Source organism: Microbulbifer epialgicus (assembly GCF_041447265.1).
Classification (GTDB): Bacteria; Pseudomonadota; Gammaproteobacteria; order Pseudomonadales; family Cellvibrionaceae; genus Microbulbifer; species Microbulbifer epialgicus.
Map to the genome: position 1 here is coordinate 14,967 of NZ_JBGMEK010000011.1, position 21,102 is coordinate 36,068.

The 21,102-nt window shown below is 50.6% G+C and carries 11 protein-coding genes; all 11 read right to left on the minus strand.

Annotated features, from left to right (window positions below; translation table 11 throughout):
- Positions 1-25: 25 nt before the first annotated feature.
- The 11 genes from ACCI49_RS07120 to ACCI49_RS07170 all read right to left on the minus strand — a co-directional run bounded on the left by ACCI49_RS07120 (position 26) and on the right by ACCI49_RS07170 (position 21,041).
- A complete protein-coding gene (locus ACCI49_RS07120) occupies positions 26-9,904 on the minus strand; it encodes a fibronectin type III domain-containing protein (RefSeq protein ID WP_371838264.1) in 9,879 nt (3,292 codons plus the stop codon).
- A gap of 143 nt (positions 9,905-10,047) precedes the next feature.
- Positions 10,048-10,704: a transglutaminase domain-containing protein gene (locus ACCI49_RS07125; RefSeq protein ID WP_371838265.1), complete on the minus strand. Its 657-nt coding sequence runs from the start codon at positions 10,702-10,704 to the stop codon at positions 10,048-10,050.
- Between the two features lie 13 nt (positions 10,705-10,717).
- Entirely contained in the window at positions 10,718-11,497 is a 780-nt protein-coding gene (locus ACCI49_RS07130; RefSeq protein ID WP_371838266.1) for a hypothetical protein, read from the minus strand.
- A 439-nt stretch (positions 11,498-11,936) separates the two neighbouring features.
- On the minus strand, positions 11,937-12,809 hold the full coding sequence (locus tag ACCI49_RS07135) for a transglutaminase-like domain-containing protein (RefSeq protein ID WP_371838267.1): 873 nt from the start codon (positions 12,807-12,809) through the stop codon (positions 11,937-11,939).
- Positions 12,799-13,653: a hypothetical protein gene (locus ACCI49_RS07140; protein WP_371838268.1), complete on the minus strand. Its 855-nt coding sequence runs from the start codon at positions 13,651-13,653 to the stop codon at positions 12,799-12,801. Before ACCI49_RS07140 ends, ACCI49_RS07135 begins: the two co-directional genes overlap by 11 nt.
- A 307-nt stretch (positions 13,654-13,960) precedes the next feature.
- Positions 13,961-14,782 carry an MBL fold metallo-hydrolase gene (locus tag ACCI49_RS07145; RefSeq protein ID WP_371838269.1) on the minus strand — a complete coding sequence of 274 codons (822 nt, stop codon included), beginning with the start codon at positions 14,780-14,782 and terminating at the stop codon, positions 13,961-13,963.
- 366 nt (positions 14,783-15,148) lie between these two features.
- On the minus strand, positions 15,149-15,838 hold the full coding sequence (gene tsaA, locus ACCI49_RS07150; protein ID WP_371838270.1) for a tRNA (N6-threonylcarbamoyladenosine(37)-N6)-methyltransferase TrmO: 690 nt from the start codon (positions 15,836-15,838) through the stop codon (positions 15,149-15,151).
- A 184-nt stretch (positions 15,839-16,022) separates the two neighbouring features.
- Positions 16,023-17,486, minus strand: coding sequence for an NAD-dependent succinate-semialdehyde dehydrogenase (locus ACCI49_RS07155; RefSeq protein WP_371838271.1), 1,464 nt, complete (start codon positions 17,484-17,486; stop codon positions 16,023-16,025).
- Positions 17,487-17,626: 140 nt separating this feature from the next.
- The gene (gene der, locus ACCI49_RS07160) at positions 17,627-19,021 is read right to left on the minus strand and encodes a ribosome biogenesis GTPase Der (RefSeq protein WP_371838272.1); all 1,395 of its coding nucleotides are present in this window, start codon (positions 19,019-19,021) and stop codon (positions 17,627-17,629) included.
- 143 nt (positions 19,022-19,164) lie between these two features.
- Entirely contained in the window at positions 19,165-20,328 is a 1,164-nt protein-coding gene (gene bamB / locus ACCI49_RS07165) for an outer membrane protein assembly factor BamB (protein ID WP_371838273.1), read from the minus strand.
- On the minus strand, positions 20,328-21,041 hold the full coding sequence (locus ACCI49_RS07170) for a YfgM family protein (RefSeq protein WP_371838274.1): 714 nt from the start codon (positions 21,039-21,041) through the stop codon (positions 20,328-20,330). The genes bamB and ACCI49_RS07170 overlap by 1 nt, the downstream gene beginning before the upstream one ends.
- Positions 21,042-21,102: the final 61 nt, after the last annotated feature.

Sequence of the window (21,102 nt, forward strand, 5' to 3'; positions counted from 1 at the left end):
TGATGTTGGGAGAGCCGAGCGGTAATTATTGAGGACTGCTGTTGTCCTTGTTGCACTCTGGGCTGTCACAGGCGGGATCGGGTGCACAGCGCAGGGTGTCATCACTGCTGATTGGGGAGTAGCCACCGCCGTAGCTGCCACCGCTACCACTGCCGCCGCTGTAGTAGTAGCCACCACCGCCGCCGCTACCACCACCGCCACAGGAGCCGTAAGAAGCTGTGCCCCAGTGGGTGGAGGTTCCGCCGGGAACCACTTGCCCATTGGCACACCGACTCTGGTAGCTCACTTGATACTGGTAGCTGTAGGTACCACAACCGGCGCCACTGGCTTCGCCCTCTTCATTGGGGTTGAAGTCCCGCAGGGCGGTGATGCGGTAGGGGATATACACCACTTCCCCGGCTTCCAGGGTTTCCGGTACTTCGGCGAGGAACTCGAAGGACACCGCATCATTGCCTGTGGGCAGGCTGCCACTCATGGACTCTGCGCGGATCAGGCCGTAGTTGGTGAGGCTGAGCTCGCCGGTAAATACATCGCCTTTTTGCATATCCGGTAGGGTGACACTGATGGGGTCGAGCATGACCACGGCAACCGGTACCTGGGTTTCGAAGGTGGCTTCCAGTTTGATTTCGTAGCGGTCTTCCAGGTTAATTTCATTCACCTGCCATTCGACGCTGACGATCTGGTTCATCAGAAAAACATCTTCTGCAACCGTGGCTCCGGGTTTTACCCAGAGGCGGCCGGATACGCTTTCGTGATCGAAGGCGGTGACGCGGTAGGCGTAGCGGCCTGCGGGCAGATCCTGCAGGAAGGCTTCGCCGTTGGCGTCACTGTTGATGGTGCGGGTTTCGGAGAGCACCTGTTCGTTTTGCAGTTCGATCTTGGCATCGGACAGCCCTGGAATCAGGGTATTGTCTTCACCGAGGGTGGCGGTGTAGATATCACTGATATGGAAGAAGGCGTTGCCGATTTCCGAGGTCACTACGGCCACAAACAGCTGCACGGTAAAGCTGTAGCCGCCGTCCCCTTCCACCAGCAGGTGGAACTCGTAGTTGCCCTGCTCCACGGCATTATCCGGGCTGAAGGCGATAGTAATATCGCGGCTATCGCCGATGGCCATATCCCCCAGCGCTTTGGTGCCATCGATACGCACCCAGGCTGGTGCTGGGTTTTGTTCGCTATCCACCAGGGTGAGGGTGGTATTGCGCAGGGCATCGAAGCCGGTGTTTTTCACCTGGATGGTCTCTGTCGTGGTGCCATTTAGAGCTGCACCGCTATCGACAAAAGACGGGGTGGATTTAATCACCGGGCGACTTTCTGAGAGGTTGTATTCTAGTGAGAGTGTTTCCAGTACCTGCTCAATACCATTCACCGAGGCCAGTACCTGGAAGTACAGATAGCCCTGCTCCGGTGCCAGATTGTCGCCAGAGAGGGAGAGATTAATTACGCCCTTTTCCTGCGCGGCCAGTTCGATCACCGCGCCCAGATCCAGATGCAAGCCGCTGGGGATTTGCACTTGCTCTTCATCCGGTGCGGCTACTGATACCAGGCGCACATCACTCAGTGTGGTGCCGTGGCCTGCGGTAATGGTGATCGGCATTTCCTGGGTATAGTTGCGCGGAATATTTGCGCTTAACTGCCCTGGGGTGACCGAGGAGGTGAGCACGGCAAATGCACCCTGAGCCGGGCGACCCAGGCTGTCCGGGTGAATCACGGAAACGCGCCAGTTGCCGCTCTGCCCTTGCGGGTCAAACTCATAGGCGAAGTTGCCGGAGGTATCGGTAATGACCGAGGCATTGCGTTCGAAGCCGCGCAGTTCCATCACCAGGGATAAAGGTACATTGCCCATGGGTGCGTCACTGTTGCGGTCTAGCGCACGTCCGGTAATGGTGACTTTTTCCTCTACACCGTAAACCTGTGCCGGGGTTACGCTGTCCAGCTCGCCGTAGTAGGCAGTTTCCTGCAGGGAGGCCTGGGTGCGTGTGCCGTTGCCTTCGATAACCACTTGGGTGGCTTTGCCGGTGTGGTAACGGAAGTGGTCAATCTCCAGTGCGATAGTGACATCATCTGGAGCGGCGGCGGGTATGGGGACTTCGATCCAGTCAGACACAAAAGTCTCACCAGGCTGCATGCGGGCCACGGTTTCACCACTGGCGACAGTAATCACATCGCCGGTAAATTGCTGCACCGATTGCAGTGAAAGCAGGTTGCCGTCGACATCTTCAATGCGCACGCGCACTTCGTCGGAGGCGGCGTTGCCATTGTTGCGTGCCACCAGCACTTCGCTTTCCACCGCAGAGGTGTTTTCCAGGGTGAAGCGCACCTTGCCAATACCACCGCGATACAGGGTGTCTGTTTCCAGGCCCAGGCGCAGTGCGGCATCGCCCACCAGTACCTGGTCTGCGGCATTGATCAATACCGTTTCTCCCGGCAACGGGGATTGTTCCAGGCGCAGTTGGATATCGCTGAGGGTATCCAGTTTGTCGTAACCGCCGATAACGATCGGTACTTCCACCAGGCCGCCGGCGGCAACACTGAAGGCTACGGATTGATGCTGACGGTCTATGCCGTTGTCACTTACGCTGGCAAACAGTTTGACTCCGCTGATGTCGCCACTGCCACGATTTTGTACACGGAAACGCACTTCGTTCATCACTCCGCGTTTAATCGCAGACTCACCCTCTTGCGCTTCCACCACTTCTACCGAGAGGGCGGGCAGCAGCAGGCTGTGGCCGATACTGGTGGCACCCTGGCTGTCTTCGGCAACCACGGTGTAGCGACGCTCGCTATTGATACCCTGCTCGGCTGCACTGTAGTCACCATCGACAAAGCTGGTGGGATTGCCATTGTGGGGAATCAGGGCGCTGGTAATTTCCTGTAGGCCATCATCTTCCCCTACATAAATCCGGTAGCCGGCGATGGCTGTGCCGCTGTGGTTCCATTGCAGCTGTGGATTGCCATTGGCATCCACCCGGATACTCAAGTCGGACACCGGCAACAGGCCAAAATTGAGATAGGCGGTATTACTGGGTGCGGATTCATTGCCGGCTTCATCCAGCGCGGTAATCACATAGGCGTGCTCGCTTTCACTGGGCTTGGCGTCCAGGGCAATGGTATCTGGTATCCCCGTTTGCAGAGGTGCAATACCCTGCAGGGTTTCCGCTGTGGCATTTTCCCCTTCTGCGAGATTCAAGCGATAGAGGTTATAGATGAGCGTGTCCGCACCTTCGGAGTTGCCCTGGGCATCGGCGCTGGGCGCCTGCCAGGTGGCGACGATACCGGCTCCGTTTAATTCCAAGGCCAGTTCGGTGGGTATTGCCGGTGCGATGCTGTCGGCGCCCACTTTGACCGGTGCGCTCATGGCGCTGACTGCGATCTGATCATTGCTGCGGCGTTCGCTGGCAATACCGTAATAGTAATCGCCATCACTGGGCAGACTATCGCTGGCGCTGGTGTCAGACAGGCGCTGAATTTCTATAAAGTCCGCATCGCTTTCTCCTTTGCGATACAGCACGTAGCGGGCATCTTCCACCGCATCCCACTGCAGTGCCACTTCACCGCCGGGCAGTGCGGTGGCGTACAGATTTTGTGGAATGGACAAGGGGGGCAGATCCCCCTGATAAACCTGGAAGTTATTGGCCACACGGATTTTATCGCTCAGGTTATCCAGGTCGTCCAGGGCTTGGAAACTAAAGCGCAGGCTTTCCACGCTGGGATTGCCGTCTTCATCCCGGCCGGCGGAAGTGGGCAGGGTGAAGCTGCCCACCCACAGGGGCTGACCCTGGGTGGATTGGGCATCGCGGTTAAGTGCAATCCCCTCTTCCAAACCGGGCACTGCGATGTGATCCACCAGCGGCACCAGCGTGGGCATTGCACCGGGCTGTACTTCGTCACTCAGTTGCAGCACCACTTCCACTTGCAGGCCATCCTGCTCGTGCACTTGCAGTGGTTCGCCGGGATTTAGGGCGAGGGCAATGACCTCGGGTCCCTGGGCATCAATCAACAGACTGGTGCCCTGCTCCACAATGGTGCCGCGGTTGCCGACATTGTCGTGGGCGGACATTACCGCGTAGGCGGTGCCTGACAACATACCCGGCTCAATCACAAAGCTGCCGGTGTAGAGGGTGTCATCGCTGTAATCTTTGCTGAGTTCTACCGCGATCGGCACTCCGCCATCGGGCGCGAGGGCAAAGTACGGCTTGTTGCGTAGAGGCTCATCAAACTGCACTGAGACTTCTATCGTGCCCGGCCCGTGGCGACCGGTGGTGCTATCCACCAAGCCGTTGGACTGGTAGCTCACTTGCAGTGCATGGGGGCCTTCGCTATCCGCTGTGGCTTCCACCCGGCTGGACAGGCTGCCTTCGGTGGCTGCTTCATTCACCGCGGTGATGGCATAGAAATAGTGGCCGTCTTCTGCGGGCAGGTCGTTGTATTTAAGTTCTGTCAGCAGTTGCGCATTAATGCGTTCTGCTTCCAGTACGGAAGTAAACGCCGCGCTGGAACGATAGACGTTATAGCCCGCAATCTGATTGCTGTTGTCATCGCTCGTTACCGCGTCCCAGGACAGGGATATCTGTCCCAGCTCCCGCTCGATAACACTGACATTACCCGGCGCATTGGGAATGGTGGTATCCAGGTTGATTTTGCGCACTGCACTCTGGGCACCAAAGCCACTGCGGCCGGGGTATTCCGCTGCGGCGGTAATCTGGTTTTCCCCCTCTTCCAGGGAAATTTCTATCTGGAATTTGCCATAGCTATCCACCCCATCGATATCTCCCACAGGAGTGCCATTGCGATAAACCTGAACCTGGGTTTGTTTTTCTGCAGTGCCGGCAATGGTGACCAGGACATTATTGGTCAACCAGCCTTCCGCTGGGCTGCTAATTTGTGGCGCAGCCGGTGAGGCCAGGGCTACGCTAAACGGATATTCCAAAACAGTGACATTTTCCCAAACGTCGTAGGCCTTCACTGTTAAGGCGTGTTCACTATCAGCCAAACTCAATAGTGCAATACTGCGAGCAAAGATATTGTCGTTTGCCGTGTACTCAGTGCCGAGTAAATTACCGTTCAGATAAAATTCGACCCGTGCAACGCCAGACAAATCGGATACCGCTATCTCAAAATTTCCGTCTTTTGTCATCAGAGGCGACAGCGTAAGATCCAGTAATTCTGTCCCTTGCCTGTATTGTGCTGATCCGATCGATGGACCATCCGTTTCTGCTACAGGAGTTACAGCTACTGAATTAACAACAGGATTGGAACCGTTGGAAATGTTGACCGAAGCCACTGCAACAAAATAAGTTGTGCCATTCTTCAAACCCGCCACAGCCCAAGTGTGCTCAGTATCACTGGCTATACCCTTTTCATGTACTACTTTTGGCTGTAAACCGGATATTGTTGTGAAATCATTTTCTTCTACATATACCGAATAGTGTTTAAGCAACTCATATGGCCCCACACTGGACCAGTTCACTTCAATACGGTTGCTCTGTGCTTCGGTACTCACCACGGCCGGGTTGGGCAATAGCGTTGTTCCTGAATCGCTGATACCAGCAGACACATTGCCATCGCCATCGTAAGCAGATATGCGTAATGGGTATGAAGTAGCGGCTGAAAGCCCGGTTACTTGATACTGCACTGTCGCCAGCGGATCAATGATGGATGCTAGCGGTATATCATCCACTCTCCCATCAGGGTCCTGTACAAACTCCACCTGGTAACCAGATAAATCACCCGCTGAATTCGGCGAAGGACTCCAGCGTAACGTCAGATTGTCCACACCGGGATCGACCGTTAAATTGGAGATTTCATCGGGCGCCTGCGTATCCAGTGGCGTTGTCCCTATTGATGTCACGATTGAATTAAATTGCTCCAATAAATCATAAGCCACCACGGCAAAATGTGCCTGAGTGTCGCGAGGTAATCCTTCAATACGAACTTGCTGGCTACCTTGAGGCAAAACCGCTACCGGTGTTTTACCGGCTATATCGGTAAAGCTGCCAGCGCTCTGATAAACACGATATTCGCTAATATCGTTACCGTTAATAAATTCGTCGTAAGCACTCCAATCCAGTAACAGATCGGTGCCTGTGCCCTCTGGATCAATCGTCACGGCTACTGGGCCCGGTGGGGTCTTATCATAACGAATATTAACCTGTACCGGCGCACTTTCATTACCAGCCTCGTCACGCACAACAATCGAAAAATTATTATTACCTTCTATCAGAGTGACTTGTGTCGTCCAGTCAGCTTCACCTGCATCAGTATGAATCAGAGTACCGTTTATCAGAATTTCACTGTCGACCTCTTTGCTACCGCCAATGGTCTGAGTGTCGAACTTGGTTAAGCTCTGATATTGATCAAGAACAGATGGCAACGGCGGTGTAGTATCCAGCGTAAAGAAGTATTTTTGTAAGCCAGATGAGTTACCTACCTTGTCTACGATTTGAGCAGAGATTTCATAATCACCATCAAAAAATGGTGCATCAGGGGTATATTGGAGCTGACCATCATAAAGCTTTGTGGTGCCGGCCAGCACAATATTATTTCGTTTGATGCTAATAGAAGTGTTTTGTAAGTCAATGCCACTTCCCTCCTCTGCAACAACTATAGTTACCTGCGCTGGAGATATATTAACAAGCCCAGATGGATAAACCCCTGAAACAGATGGAACTTTACTGTCAACCAAAAACTTCAATGATACCGAGCTGGATAAATTACCACTTAAGTCTCTAGCAGTCAGTGTGACCGTAGACTCTCCTTCCGGTAAAAATTGATCAACAGACCATTTACCTGATCCCGATGTAACGAGGAGTTTTCCATCTAGCCAAATAGCCGTATCATTTTCTCGATCGCCAGAAAGCGTGACTCTGCCACTTTGGAAAAGATTCACAAATGGAGCCTGTGGAAGATCCAATATTGGCGCTTGCGGTGGGGTAACATCGATTGTGAGCGAAGTTGAAAACTGATCATCTCCCGGTTCAAGCTCAATACCATCAAGGTCCTGATCCATGCCCCGCCCATTCAGACCGAAAATATTAGGGCCAACTTTCAGTGTGTAGCTACCCTCAGCTAAGGGTTGCTCAAAATTGACTTGATACAGCTTGGTATCGATAGCGGTTATAGAATTGATAGTAACCGGACTGCCTTCAGAGTTAATCAGCTCAAAATCATTAACCTCGAGTTGATCGGGATCTAATGCGCGGCCAAATTCTATCGTAATGTTAGCTATTGATTCTCCAATATAACCACTAGGCTTTACAGATTTTACCCTGACAACTTGCTCAGAAATGTGGACAGAACCGCCTTGCCCAGCATAGCCTTCGGATACCCCGCCCCCATCAGCAACAACCTGCTCAACATCTAACTCGCCTAAAGACTCGTAATAAATAGCGATACGGCCGCCACCGCCTGAACCACCATATCTTGAATAGCCCCCATTAGCAGATATTAAGCTGTCCTCATTAGTTACCAGTTCACCAATATCCAGGAAAACAGAACCGCCACTACCACTACCGTCATAATTACCATTCGCGTCTCTGCCATCTGCAGAGATACTTCCATATAACTGCAATTTGTCAGCAATTATATGTATCGCACCGCCACCACGTACTCCTGCGTCATCATCTTCGTTACGGCCGCCTACACCAAAATCTATGGGCGAATAGAAATTTCCATACACCCCGTTAGTAGAACCCGTAGGATTACTATCATCGGAACCCTCGCCATCGGGATCGAAGCCCCCCGCCCCACCATAACTGCCGCCAGCTCCATTACTGACCTCATCATTTGGAAGGTAGCCTTTCCCAACAACATCAATAGATGAATCGTATCCTATAAAGAAATTATTGGTGCGCAAGGTAATACCAGAAGAAAAGCTCTCGGATGCGCTAGGAGTTGTGATCTTTCCACGGTTTTGAATCGCTATTGAATTGAATTCATGACTTCTTGCCAACTCCAGTATGACTCCATCTACCACCAGATTGTCATTAGCGACCCGGAGATCTCCCTCGGCAACAACTTGGGAAAATTCATTCGAAGCACCTGTGATTGAAGAAGCCAGTGATACGCCATCTTTCAAAACCACCTTTGCTTTTTCCACAGATAATCTGCCATCTATTTGACCTTCTAAATAAGTTCTGCCTAAACTTTCCTCACACTCTTCCCAGAGATTAACTTCCTGCAAAGTATTATCATTGACTGCCATTAGCTGCAGATCTGAACCGTCTCCACTTTGAGGGATAGGAGGTTGATTGCATTCAAAGTAATAAGGGCTTGCTATTCGTAATACTGCATTATTTGAGGGCAAAGAACGATCATAGAGGTATACCGTTCCTGCACCGCCGTATGTTCGGCTATCAGGGCCTGTCTCTGAAAATATTAAATCTTCTACTATATTTAATATTTCGGTTTCAGGGATTTCCATTTCATCTTCACGATAAACGAAAGAGTCATAGTAGACCGCTACTCGCCCACCGCTACCACTGCCTCCATACCAACTTCCCCCACCCGAAGCATCAATTAATGTAGAGCCATCAGCGATAATCTCCGACGCGTCAATCCATATTGAGCCACCACTACCGCCGCCAAAATCCGACCCTTCAGAACCATAAGCAATAATCTCACCAAATACTTCAAGGCGCTCACCAACAGTGAGTTTAATCGCACCACCCCCCCTACTACCTTGACCACCAAATTCAGGATCTCCAAATCCGCCAACGCCAAATTCAAAAGGCTGCTTATAGTCGCCAAATGGGCTATTGGTATGATCGGTACCTGAAATATCGCATTTTTCTGGATTTTCGCAATACTTCCCGCCAACCCCACCATAACTACCCCCAGAATTAGGGGAGCCGTCTCCAATCGAAAACAAGCCCTTTCCGCTTACATCAATACTGGAATCATAATCAATCTTTATCGAGCCACTAACAGTCAAGTCTAGTGGTTGAGTGGCATAAACCGAGTGAGTTAGGTTGGCCCCATTCTCCAAACTCAAATTAGAAAACTCGTGAGTTCCATCGACAACCAAAGTAACGCCATCAACGACTATCGATTTTCCATCATATAATTGATTCTCTATCGGAATTCTTGTTGTGCTCATTATAGTGACGGTATCGGAATCCGTTAATCGGTATTGCGAGCCTGATTCGTAATGCTTTAGTATTTCATTCGGAGAAATTATACGGTCATATATTGCCAGATCCGCTATAAATCCATCGACTAAATTTCCAAAGAAACCATCGCCCCTGTCTACCCCTCCCAGGCTATAATAGTCATCGTCATCAAATTCCGGGCCACATTCATCTAAACTATCTACAATCTGTCCATTTTTATACAGCGATAACCGATCATTCTCTTCGTCGTAACTCACTGCATAGTGATATAGCTCTCCTATCAATACCGGCTCAGAGTCAGACAAAGCACATGAAACATCACTATTACCTGCAATAAAGGCAACATGGCCCGCCTTTGTCTTACCTAAATAATGTTGTCTGCTATAGCTAGGAATCATCAATCCTCGAGATTCACCTGGTCCAAATACAACTGCGTTATCACCCCAGGGGCTAGAAGGCAGACTCTCAAATTTGACCCACAACTCAAAGGAGAAATGTTGAGTTAAATCCAGATCCTCTAAATCAAGTGAAAGAACTTGCCTCTCTCCATCAAAGCGAACAGCCCCTCCTATAGCCCTAGGCAACTCAATAAAGTTGGGAGAATCTCTAGATACTAAATCAAGAGAGAGATCCATAACATCAGTAATTGTTCCGTCTGGATTATCATCCATAGGGAAATATGCCACCGGAGAATCATTAATCACAAGATCATGATATTGATCCGTTTCAGCTTGAACATATTCTACCAGTGATATCAAAACCGCGATGAGTAGACCAGATAAACAAACCTTCACTTGTTCCCCCAAAAAATCTGGCCCAAACCGAGCCGCATTAAAATTAAAAGCAAAAACAATCCATCGATATTTACATATTTCTTCTGAGCTACTTCATCTACACACTTAACCTTTGATCATAATTCATAAATACTGACTACCTTCTAATCGAGATTTTTTGTCAAAATTGTAGAATGCGATGTAAAACCCATAGCCAGAGTCAAGAACATTATTCTGCGGGTCGGCGATACTCCACCGCTCATCTTGCTTAAACTCTGCCCAGTTATGATAATTGTTTGCTTGAAGCCTTCCATAACTTTGAAAAATAAATCCGCCGACCATCTTGGAGGAATATCTACTGTTCTTGCAAGAGCGACACATGCGGAGGCAAACTCGGTACAGTCACCTTGCTTTTCGCACACACTATAACGTGCACCGCGATCTTTGGTTATGAAGCCAATATTGTTGACATTCTGATAAAGCCAACGACCTATCTTTTTTGGATTGCGACCTAACTTCTCAGACAGTAAAACGAATTTGGGGGCATCTACTTTGATAAGAGGATCGGCTTCAAGAAATCCATCAATCTGATATGCATTCTGTTTAATGAGCGCGAAAACACTGAACGAAGCTCCCTCAACCCATTTGTATGTGGTGTTGGTCACCAGGAAGCTATAGCGAACCGTCATTTGTAGATCGTATATTGCACTTTGCGACCCTGTCATTTTAGTCAACAAAAGAGCCACTGGGGTAATTAATATAAAGAAGCCTGTGCTTACGATTACATATTGAAGCAGGGATCTCTTGGCAATAGCGCTCAATACACTTCCTTGATTAACCGGCACAGTTGGGCACCCTGTTGAATCCAGCTCTATTTGCGGCGCCAAGCACGCTGTTATTGAGCACACATTTTCTCGCACTGATACCACTTGAAATCACAGAGGCTTGATTTTTAGGCTGCTGGTTAACAAATGCCTGAAGGTTACGCTCTGCATCCGACGGACCACCGATAAATTTCGACAAATAACTGTTTAAGGAATAATCGATTTCAGTATTGTGATTTGTCGTTTTTAGGTTGATATCACTTTCACTGGCGATAACGGGAATACTCAAAACAGCAAGTTCATCAGCGATTCTCTGGCTCACGGCAACAGTGATAACACCAAAATGGTTGAGATCTACCAGGAAATCATCTGCAGAAATAAAGAAGCGATGAGGACTGCTATTTTTTTGCGGAAATTCTCCGATTAATATTTTCGGACTCCGAAGGCTGGACTGAACTAGCTTATAACAGAGCTTTGCCAGGCTATGACGCTTATGGGGTTCAGAAAAAAGAAGAAGTGATTTGTCTTTTAAGTACAGCTTTTTTTTAAACTGTCGTGCGGATAACTGGGTACTATTTTGTGACAAATTTGATGAAGTAGTATTTATTGGCACACAGTTCAACGCAACTTGATCAAGCGTACCAGTTAATTCATCCGAACGAACGAAATACAACTCAGATTCTTGCGATGAGTCTCGATGCGCTGAAGAAAAATACCTTTCAGTAAAGCCGGCCACACATCGGTCGGATTCAACACAGGTCATATCAGCAGCAAATATGCTTTTACTCAAAAAAAATACCACCAAGAATCCAACTATTCGGATTAAAGGTGAAAAACTCCCTTTCACAGCTAACTACTCATTGCTTCTTTAGCTTTAGTACAGCCTTATCACTAGCTGCAGCCATTTAACATCCCGAATACTAATCAAAAAATTAAATTCAGGTCAATTTAAAACGCTATTCTTCTTAAAAAAAGTGACATAAGTCTACAATCATTTTCTCACTAGGGCTTTCTCTTCTTAAAAGTGGTACGGAATAGGGGAACCAAAAAAATATGATCGCGACGCCTCCAAAGAAAAAGTGAAGCTCCTCGAGCTTGCAGAAATAAATCAAACAGGACAAACGCATTAAGAAGCGACTATCACATATAATAAATTGTCGAATTGTTCACGATTTTTGACTCAAATACCGTCTTCATGAAGCTCGCACTTTCCCCTGAACTATTCATTTTTACTTCATCTGTACATTTAATCGATTGTCATAAGTCAAGAATCGCTGACTATTCTCCAAACGTGAGTACTTATCGAAGTTATAAAAAGCAATATATGCCCCATAACTCGTATCAAGGACATTATTCTGTGGATCGGCAATTGCCCAGCTGTCATCCTGTTTAAACTCAGCCCAGTTATGGTAATTTTCAGCCAATAAACGACCTGAATTATTCGTCATAAAGCCGCCGATCATTCGTGCAGGAACGTCGGAAGCGCGAGCCAGGGCAACAAAAGCGGAGGCGAACTCTGTGCAGTCCCCTTTCTTTTCAGTTACTGCATATTGTGCGCCCCTATCCTCCGCTACATAGCCGATATCTTTGATATTGCGGTACAGCCAGCCACTGATCTCCATGGGCTGGCCACCTAGCGCGTCTGCGAGTGCAATTACTTCAGGGGTCTTGGTTTCAATGCCCGGTTCTTCGTCGAGAAACAGTGTGCTATTGAGGTTGTAGCTTTGTGGTGTGCTGGCCAAACTAACTTCGGCGGTGATACTCACTACGTGGCTTGCGTAGGGGGCTAGACCCGGCAATTCGAATTCCAGCGTCTGGTTGCCGGACTGGTCGAGTTTCAGTTTGAAGGGTAGATTCGCGTTGATATTTGCAGTTTTCTGGAAGGCATTCTGCTTTACTGGAGCGAAAACACTGAAGCTTGGGTTTTCTATAAAGCGGTTGGATTGATTGGTGACCTGAAAGCTGTAGCGTATGGTTTTGGCAATATCATAGACAGGCTCTGCGGGTTTAGCCCGCTTAAAGTTCCAAATCGCCACAACCACTAGCGCTGCCAGCAGGCAAACAAAGCCAAGTTTATTAATAAGTTTTCCTTTAACCAGCACAGCCCGGCACTCCATCCAGTCCTGCGCGCTTGACTGCTCCCAGGGCGCCGTTCCTCAGGGCTCTCTTTATCGCCTCTACTCCACCCGTTACCACAAAAACGTCTTCCGTAAACTTTCTCCTTAGTTGTTTCTCTAGCCGCTTTTCTTGCTCCGTCTCACCAACAATAAAAATCGGGAGGTAGCCATTGAGCGAGTAGGAGATGAACGCATTGCGTACAGTAGTCTCCAGGTCTTGGTCTGTCTGATTGGAAATAACAGGAATTCCCAGCTGGGTAAGCTCTTGGGTGATTGAGGAATTGGCTGCAACGGTGACCACGCCAAAGTGGCTAAGCTCAACGAGGTAATCGTTGGCGGAAACTGAAAGATGTGCTTCTTGAAATAGTCCCTGTGGTCTTTTACCAATCAGGATCTTCGGGTTTTCAAAGCCAGACTGCACCAGCTCCTGGCAGAGCTGTGCCATGGAGTGCCTTTTATATGGCTCGGAAAGTAGCAGCAGTGATTTACGCTTGAGAAAGTGTTTGGTTTTGAGTTGTCTGGGGGTAATAGCAAGAGGGCTTTTCTCTCCTCCACTCTGGCCCCCTATCTGGCCACGATTTGCTCCCGAAGCGACATCGATCAATACAAGCTGTTCGAGCGTACCAGTTAATTCTTCAAGTCGTGTAAAGCACAGCTCAGACGTGTGAGGGGATACTTCATGCTTTCTAGTAAAGGCATCGGCACTTGGAGCTGCGATACAGCGCTCACCTTCTACTGCCAAGACTTCGGTACTTAGTGCATGCTTACTAACGCAGAAAACCACCAATAATCCGACCATGCGGATTATCGATGTAAAACTCCCTGTCAAAGCCAATCACTCTTAGTTTCTGATTGATCTGCCACAAAATCCGGGCAGGCTCCAGTAATTATTTGGCATGATAATGATTCAGTGAAACGATCGTCAACATTAATAAAATTTTTTTAGAAAATAGCCTAAATCGACTAGAAACCTGAAATATAGCAATTAACTAAAAGTCAGGCCTGCTTGGTTTGTAAGTATACACTTTACGAAGGAAACCGGGCTTTGTGTCAGACTAGGGAGCTTCTGGATAACTTCGAAATATCTCTGCAGGGTTTTCAGAGACCCCTAGTTACACAAATAGAAATCCGAATTACTAAAGGCTCGGCATCTGAGACAGATCCACTTTCAGGCTGGATGCAATGAGGTTCCTCTTGCAAAGGTTATAGCCAGTCAGTTTACTTATCAGGCCCTCTTCACCCAATAACTGCAAGGTAATCTCATTCAGTGAAAGCCCACTCTTTTGTAGCTCTTGGGCTTCACCGCTCAAATTTAATAAAAATTCATATTTGGTATTGAGCTGTTGCCAACCCTTTTCTACAACACCACGGTGTGGGCAGAGAATTACATCAAAAGAATGATAAAGCACCCCTTTGATACTGTTCAGTAAGGTGGGGACATCTTCATCTATCCGCAATAATTTTAAGTAATTGGCGATATAAAGATCGGCACTGAAAAGCCATCCCCTTTCCGGTAGTAAATAGCAGGTCATATCTTTGGCATGGCCAGGGCTAAACAGGGGAACAACCTTTTCTCCATCTATGCTGAGCTCCTCAGGTAGAGGGGCCACTTCTGCCTTTCCCGCAGTTCCCCAAAAAAGTTTTTGTATAGGTGGAATTCGAAATCCTTTTTTGAGAATACCGATAGTCAATTCTGGAGCCAGAGCCTGCACGCCGGTCAATTTCTGAATTGCCCCGGCATTGCCGCTGTGATCTTCATGGTGATGTGTGAGGAGTAATTGATTCAGGGGAACACTTTGGATAAATGGCTTTACGTAGCGCCACTGATTACTGGGGCCGGTATCTATAACGGTGCCATTAAGCCTGTAAACAACAAAGGTAGTGTTAACCCCTGTGTTAAAGCGGCCAACTCTCACTGCGTCGAGACCCTGATAACGAAAGGTTTCACGTATTGACATTAGCTATTCTCTAACAAGCTGGGAGGCTATTTTCAGGTAAGAGCTAGCTGTGTTGAAATTGCAATTTCCACGAAGATAGATGACATATCACTACTTGAGGCAGCAGGCAGCTGAAGGGATCTATTAACGCAAGGGGCCCTGATTGACTACCACTTTTTTGTATGTGTGCCGGGATTTTTCACTCGATTATTAATAACCCAACAAACTAACGGGTTAATGCGACACAAGGATACGCCGTCCTCGACCATTGATCGGTACTAGCTCGTGAAATATCACCAGATCCGCGTATCTGCATCAGTATTTCGCCGACGACAATGAAATAAGGGAGGATTCATCCATTTCATTGCCAGATTAATAACCCTGCGTTCACAGGCGCTGCAGTGATACGACCAGTATTCCTTTCTCCGTGTAACGCCAGCACAAGTTGAAGTTACACAAGGTCATTCCGTAAACCCGCTCGGGATCTGGCTCTTGGTAGGCCGGCCTTGGGTCCTGGGCCAGCACCTGATGAATCAGGCGCGGTAAATCGGTTCCCCAGTCATCCTGATACTCCTTGGCCCGGAACAGAATGTCTTCAGGGATATGCACCGGTATCAAATTTGGGGCTGAGGCTGCAAATGCGCTCTCTGCTGTAGATAGGGCGTCGGCATAGGGGATGTATGGCTTGATATCCAAAATAGGAGTGCCATCTACGAGATCAGCTCCGCCGACAATCAGCTCCACCCTGGGGGAAGTGCGTACTTCCAACAGGCGCACCACAGAGAGGCCAATATTATTCGGGCGAAAGGGAGAGCGGGTGGCGAGTACACCGAGTTTTTTATTGCCGCCAAGGCGTGGGGGGCGCACCTTGGCAGACCATTGGCCAGCGACTTGGTGAAATTGAAAAACCACCCAGATATGACTGTTCTCTTCGAGACCCGTCACCGCATCCGCAACATCCAGTGGTGGCAATAGCTCTATACTTGCGCGACTGGCATCGGCGAGCATTGGTTGCCGAGGAACACCGAATTTCTCACCAAAGCAGGAGTGTACGCGCGCAATAGGCTCAACAACCATTGGGATTCCAAGTAAATGACTTCGAGCCGGCTATTTTAAACCACTTATCCCCACAGACCACTGAGCTGAAAGCAAAGAATAGCCCTCTTCCGGAGCACGCCGTGGATAGGTACCCATATACGTATAATCGTCATTGAGTCGCATAGGCTCCTGGAGGGGAGTACTCAACTCTTCCGCTCTTTGATTATTTATCGATGCCACCAATACAGAGATATTTTATCTCCAGGTAATCATCAATACCGTATTTGGAACCTTCACGCCCCTGCCCCGATGCTTTCACGCCTCCAAATGGGGCCATTTCATTAGAAATAATCCCCTCATTCACCCCGACCGTCCCATACTCCAACCCTTCGGATACACGACAAATCCGGCCAATGTCACGGGAGTAAAAGTATGAGGCAAGGCCAAATTCGGTATCGTTGGCCATGCGAATGGCCTCTTCCTCGCTGGAGAATTTAAACAGGGGAGCGACGGGACCAAATATCTCTTCCTTAAATAGGTTCATTTGGTCGTTGGCATTGCCCAAAACCATCGGCTGATAAAAGCGGTCTCCCATACTACTGGGGCCCCCTGCTACCAAAGTCCGCGCTCCCTTCTGTAGCGCATCCTCTACCAGAGCCTCTACTTTATTCACGGCTTTGGAGGTAATCATCGGGCCAATATCAGTTGCATTATCGAAGCCATTGCCCACGGTAAGATTGTTTACCGCCTGAATAAACTTCTGGGAAAACGCTTCGTAAACCCCCTCCTGCACAAAAATGCGGTTGGCGCACACGCAGGTCTGACCGGCATTACGGTATTTGCAGATGATGGCACCCTTCACTGCCTCATCCAGATCCGCGTCATCGAACACGATAAACGGTGCATTTCCCCCCAGCTCCATGGAGGTTTTCTTCATGGTCTGTGCACACTGGGCCTGAAGCAACTTGCCCACTGCGGTGGAACCGGTAAAAGTAAACTTGCGCACCAAAGGATTGGAAGTCATTTCGGCGCCAATGGCCGGGGCGTTCTGCCCTGCCACAATATTGAAAATACCGGCCGGAAAACCGGCCTTCTCCGCCAATACTGCCAGGGCCAGGGCGGACAGCGGCGTTTCCGGCGCGGGTTTGGCAATAAATGGACAGCCAGCGGCCAGTGCCGGAGCCACTTTGCGGGCGATCATGGCGCTGGGAAAATTCCAGGGGGTTATCGAGCAGGTAACACCCACCGGCTGTTTGATGACGACAATTCGTCGATCGTTGGCCGGCGGGGCTATTACATCGCCGTAGGCGCGCTTGGCCTCCTCGGCAAACCACTCCAGATAGCTGGCACCGTAAACTAATTCGGTTTTCGCTTCAGAAAGAGGTTTGCCCTGCTCGGCCGTGAGGATTTTAGCCAGGTCTTCGGTGTTGGCAATAATCAATTCATACCAGCGACGCAGCAATCTGGCCCGCTCCTTTACCGGGGTCTGCGCCCAGGCCGGCCAGGCTGCACTCGCCGCTTCAATAGCGCGGCGGGTTTCATCTGCTCCCAGATCGGCAATACTGGCAACTACCTTGCCGGTGGCCGGATCAGTAACATCGAAGGTGACGCCGGAATCGGCATCAATCCACTGGCCATTGATATAGGACTGGGTGCGCAGTAACGCGGGGTTTTTCAGCTCCAGCATCGCCATCTCCTTATGGTGTCTTGCCCGATTTCCACTGCAGCGGAAATTAACTGCTTAGGATATTAACCCGTAATTCTCCCCTCACAGTGCATCACTGCGAGGGGATTTGCGACACATAAACCGACTGACGCCTGAAAGCTCTATTTTTTCTTTTTCACAAACTTCATCAGTCGCCGTTTCTTGGCCTTCTGTCGGTCGGTCAGTTTATTTTTCTTGTCCGCATAGGGGTTGGCGCCAGTGCGAAACTCCACTTTCACCGGAGTACCATGCAAGTCCAACGCTTTGCGGAAAGTCTTCTCCAGGTAGCGTACATAGTGGGCCGGCACCTGTTCAGTCTGGTTGCCGTGGATCACAATTACCGGAGGGTTCTGGCCGCCGGCGTGGGCGTAGCGCAGCTTGATACGGTGACCATGCACCAGCGGTGGTTGGTGCTCACTTACCGCCCACTGCAGAATGCGCGTCAGGTGATTGGTGGAAAGCTTATCCGTAGCACTCTGGTAAGCGGCCTCGATAGATTCGTAAAGATGGCCAACGCCGGTGCCATGCAGTGCGGAAATAAAGTGCACATCGGCAAATTCCACGAAGCGCAGGCGTCGCTCCAGCTCTGCCTTTACATAGTCGCGGTGATCGGCCTCCAGGCCATCCCATTTGTTCAGGGCTACTACCAGAGCACGCCCCGCCTGAATCACGCTACCCATCAGGTGCATATCCTGGTCCACCAGGCCCTCACGGGCATCGATCACCAGTACCACAACATTGGCGTCTTCCACCGCCTGCAGGGTTTTGACGATGGAGAATTTCTCCACTGACTCCTTGATATTCTTACGGCGGCGGATACCGGCGGTGTCGATCAGGGTGTAGGGCTTTTCATCGCGCTGGTAATTGATATAGACACTGTCGCGTGTCGTGCCGGGTTGGTCATAAACAACTACCCGATCCTCGCCCAAGAGGCGATTTACCAAGGTGGACTTACCCACATTGGGACGCCCGACGATGGCAATTTTGATCCCGGTAGCTTCTTCAGATTCTTCGGGCTCTACCACCTCGGGCAGGTCTTCCACCACTCTCTGCATCAATGAGCGAACACCGCGACCTTGTGTAGCAGTGGTTGGAAACAGCTCACCAATACCCAGCTCATAGAACGGAGCCAAGGCAATATCCGGGTTGACCCCATCAACCTTGTTGGCAACTAGGAAAGTGGGCTTGGAGCGGGTGCGCAGCCGCTCGGCGATCATTTGATCGGCAGGGGTGAGGCCGGCACGGCTGTCCACCAGGAACAGGACAATATCCGACTCTTCAATAGCCTGCATAGATTGCTGCGCCATGGCAGCGTCAATACCTTCTTCCCCGCCGCTGATACCTCCAGTATCAACAAGGAGCACCTTGCGCCCGTCTATCTCTGCCTCGCCGTATTTACGGTCACGGGTAAGACCGGCGTAGTTGGCCACCAAGGCGTCACGGCTCTTGGTAAGACGATTGAACAGTGTGGATTTGCCCACGTTGGGGCGCCCGACCAGGGCGATTACTGGCAGCATACAAATTCTGGCTTTTAGCCTAATAAATAAATACAAACGCCCGCACGAGGCGGGCGATTTCAATTCGCCTGCGAAGCAGGCTCCTTTTGTGGGCTCAGGGCCCAGAAGCAGGCAATTTGCCCGCCGCATCAATGTTGCGCGTTTTAACTCCGGGCAAGGCGCAGGGCAACCAGCTCACCATCGTCCGAGAGGACAAACAGCAGGTCGCCATCCACCAGCATCGGTATACGGATCGCGTCGCCATCGACCTGTTCACGACCGATAAACTGGCCGGAGTTGGGGTCAAGGACATGCAGGTAGCCTTCCAGATCACCTACTACAACAACATCCTGGAAGTAGGCGGGGCCGCTCAACTCGCGGCGCAGCAACTCACTGTTTGTCCAAACAATCTGGCCATTGCCCACATTGTAGGCATAGACAGTACCAGAGGCACCGCTCAGGTAGACATGACCACCGCCCACTGCCACAGCATGATGAGTAGAGGCGTCTCGCGCCCATAGGCCCCGCCCGCCATCTTTGGATAGGGCCACAACGCGCCCTTGATAACTCGCAGCAAAGACTAAATCACCGCGAACAACCGGGGAGCCGTCGATATCCACAACTCGCTCCAACTCGGCAGAACCCTGTGGAATCGCTACCCGCTGTTCCCAGCGGGGGGTACCATCACGGGCATCCAACGCAATCAATTTGCCGTTGTCGAGGCCGGCAATCACCAGGCCACCACTGATAACAGGCGCTGCGGTGCCGCGCAGAGTCAGTACCGGCAGGGTGGTACTATGACTCCATAATTCTTCGCCACTGCTCGCATCCAGCCCCACTAGCTTGCCGTCCACGGTTTGCAGTACCACAACTCCAGAACCCACCGCAGGAGCGGAGACCACTTCCCCTGACACCTGGTAATCCCACAACTGGTCACCACTGTTCAAGTCCAACGCTATTGCACGACCGCGATAATCCACCACGACGGCAATACCGAGGCCGACGCCTACCCCCCCACTGAGCTCGATATCAAGGTCGGTTTCCCACAGGGAGCGACCCGTACTGCGCTCAAATGCAGCGACGTCACCGTCACTGCTGGCGGCAATCAATTTGCCATCGGCCAGGCCCGGTTGGAGCATTGCATAGCGCTTCCGGTCGATGCCGCCAATATCCGCGGACCAAACTTCGCGCAGCTCTACGCTGGAGGTGATTTCCACCAGCTCTACGGGTTCGATATCTTCCTTTTCATCGTTGGAGGCACAGGCGGCCAGGGCGATTGCCAAGGCCACAGCAACTGTACGCCCCGCAGCGCGATTGAGAAGTCCCATCACTCATCCCCCTTTGGTGCCGGCTCGCCTTTATCCTGTTCCTGCTCACCCTCACTACCAGCGACAGCGAGGCTATCGGCCTTGAGACGCAGGAGCTGAGTGCTGCCGGACTGTTCTGGCAACAATTCGGAAAGTGCCTGCTCGTAGGCCGCATGGGCACCGGCATTATCCCCTTTCTGCTTGAGGATATCACCGCGGGTCTCGGAGTAGAGCGCAGCAAACGCTGGCGGCACAGTGCCTTCTATCAGCTTCAAGGCCTCATCAGGTTTGCCACGCGCAGCCATTACCGTAGCCAGGCGGCGCTTGGCCAGGAGTTCCAGAGCGCTCTCCTTGGTGTTGTCGAGCACCCACTGAAGCTGCTGTTGCGCGGTTTCCAGATCATTGCTGTCGGCGGCGATAGCGGCCAACCGCAGGGAAGCCTGGCTGGCGTAGATACGATTGCCAAATTCATCCTTCAACTGCTCGGCGAGTGTTTTCGCAGTAGTCAGTTGTTTGTTGTCCGGCTGGTTATTATTAGCCGAAACCGCTTCGATAAAACCCTGATACAGGTCTGAGGCTGCCTCCGCCTTGGCACGCTGATCACCCTGCCAATACTGGTAGCCAAAGTAACCGATCAGCGCTAGAGCCACGCCGGTAACTATGCCCTTGCCGTTTTCCGCCCACCAGCGCTTCAGCGTTTCTATTTGTTCTTGTTCTGTAAGATGCTCAGACATTGGGTAAATCGCCTTTCCTGTGGTTTTCTAAGTTTCCCGGCGGGGGCCTCCGCCACCCTCT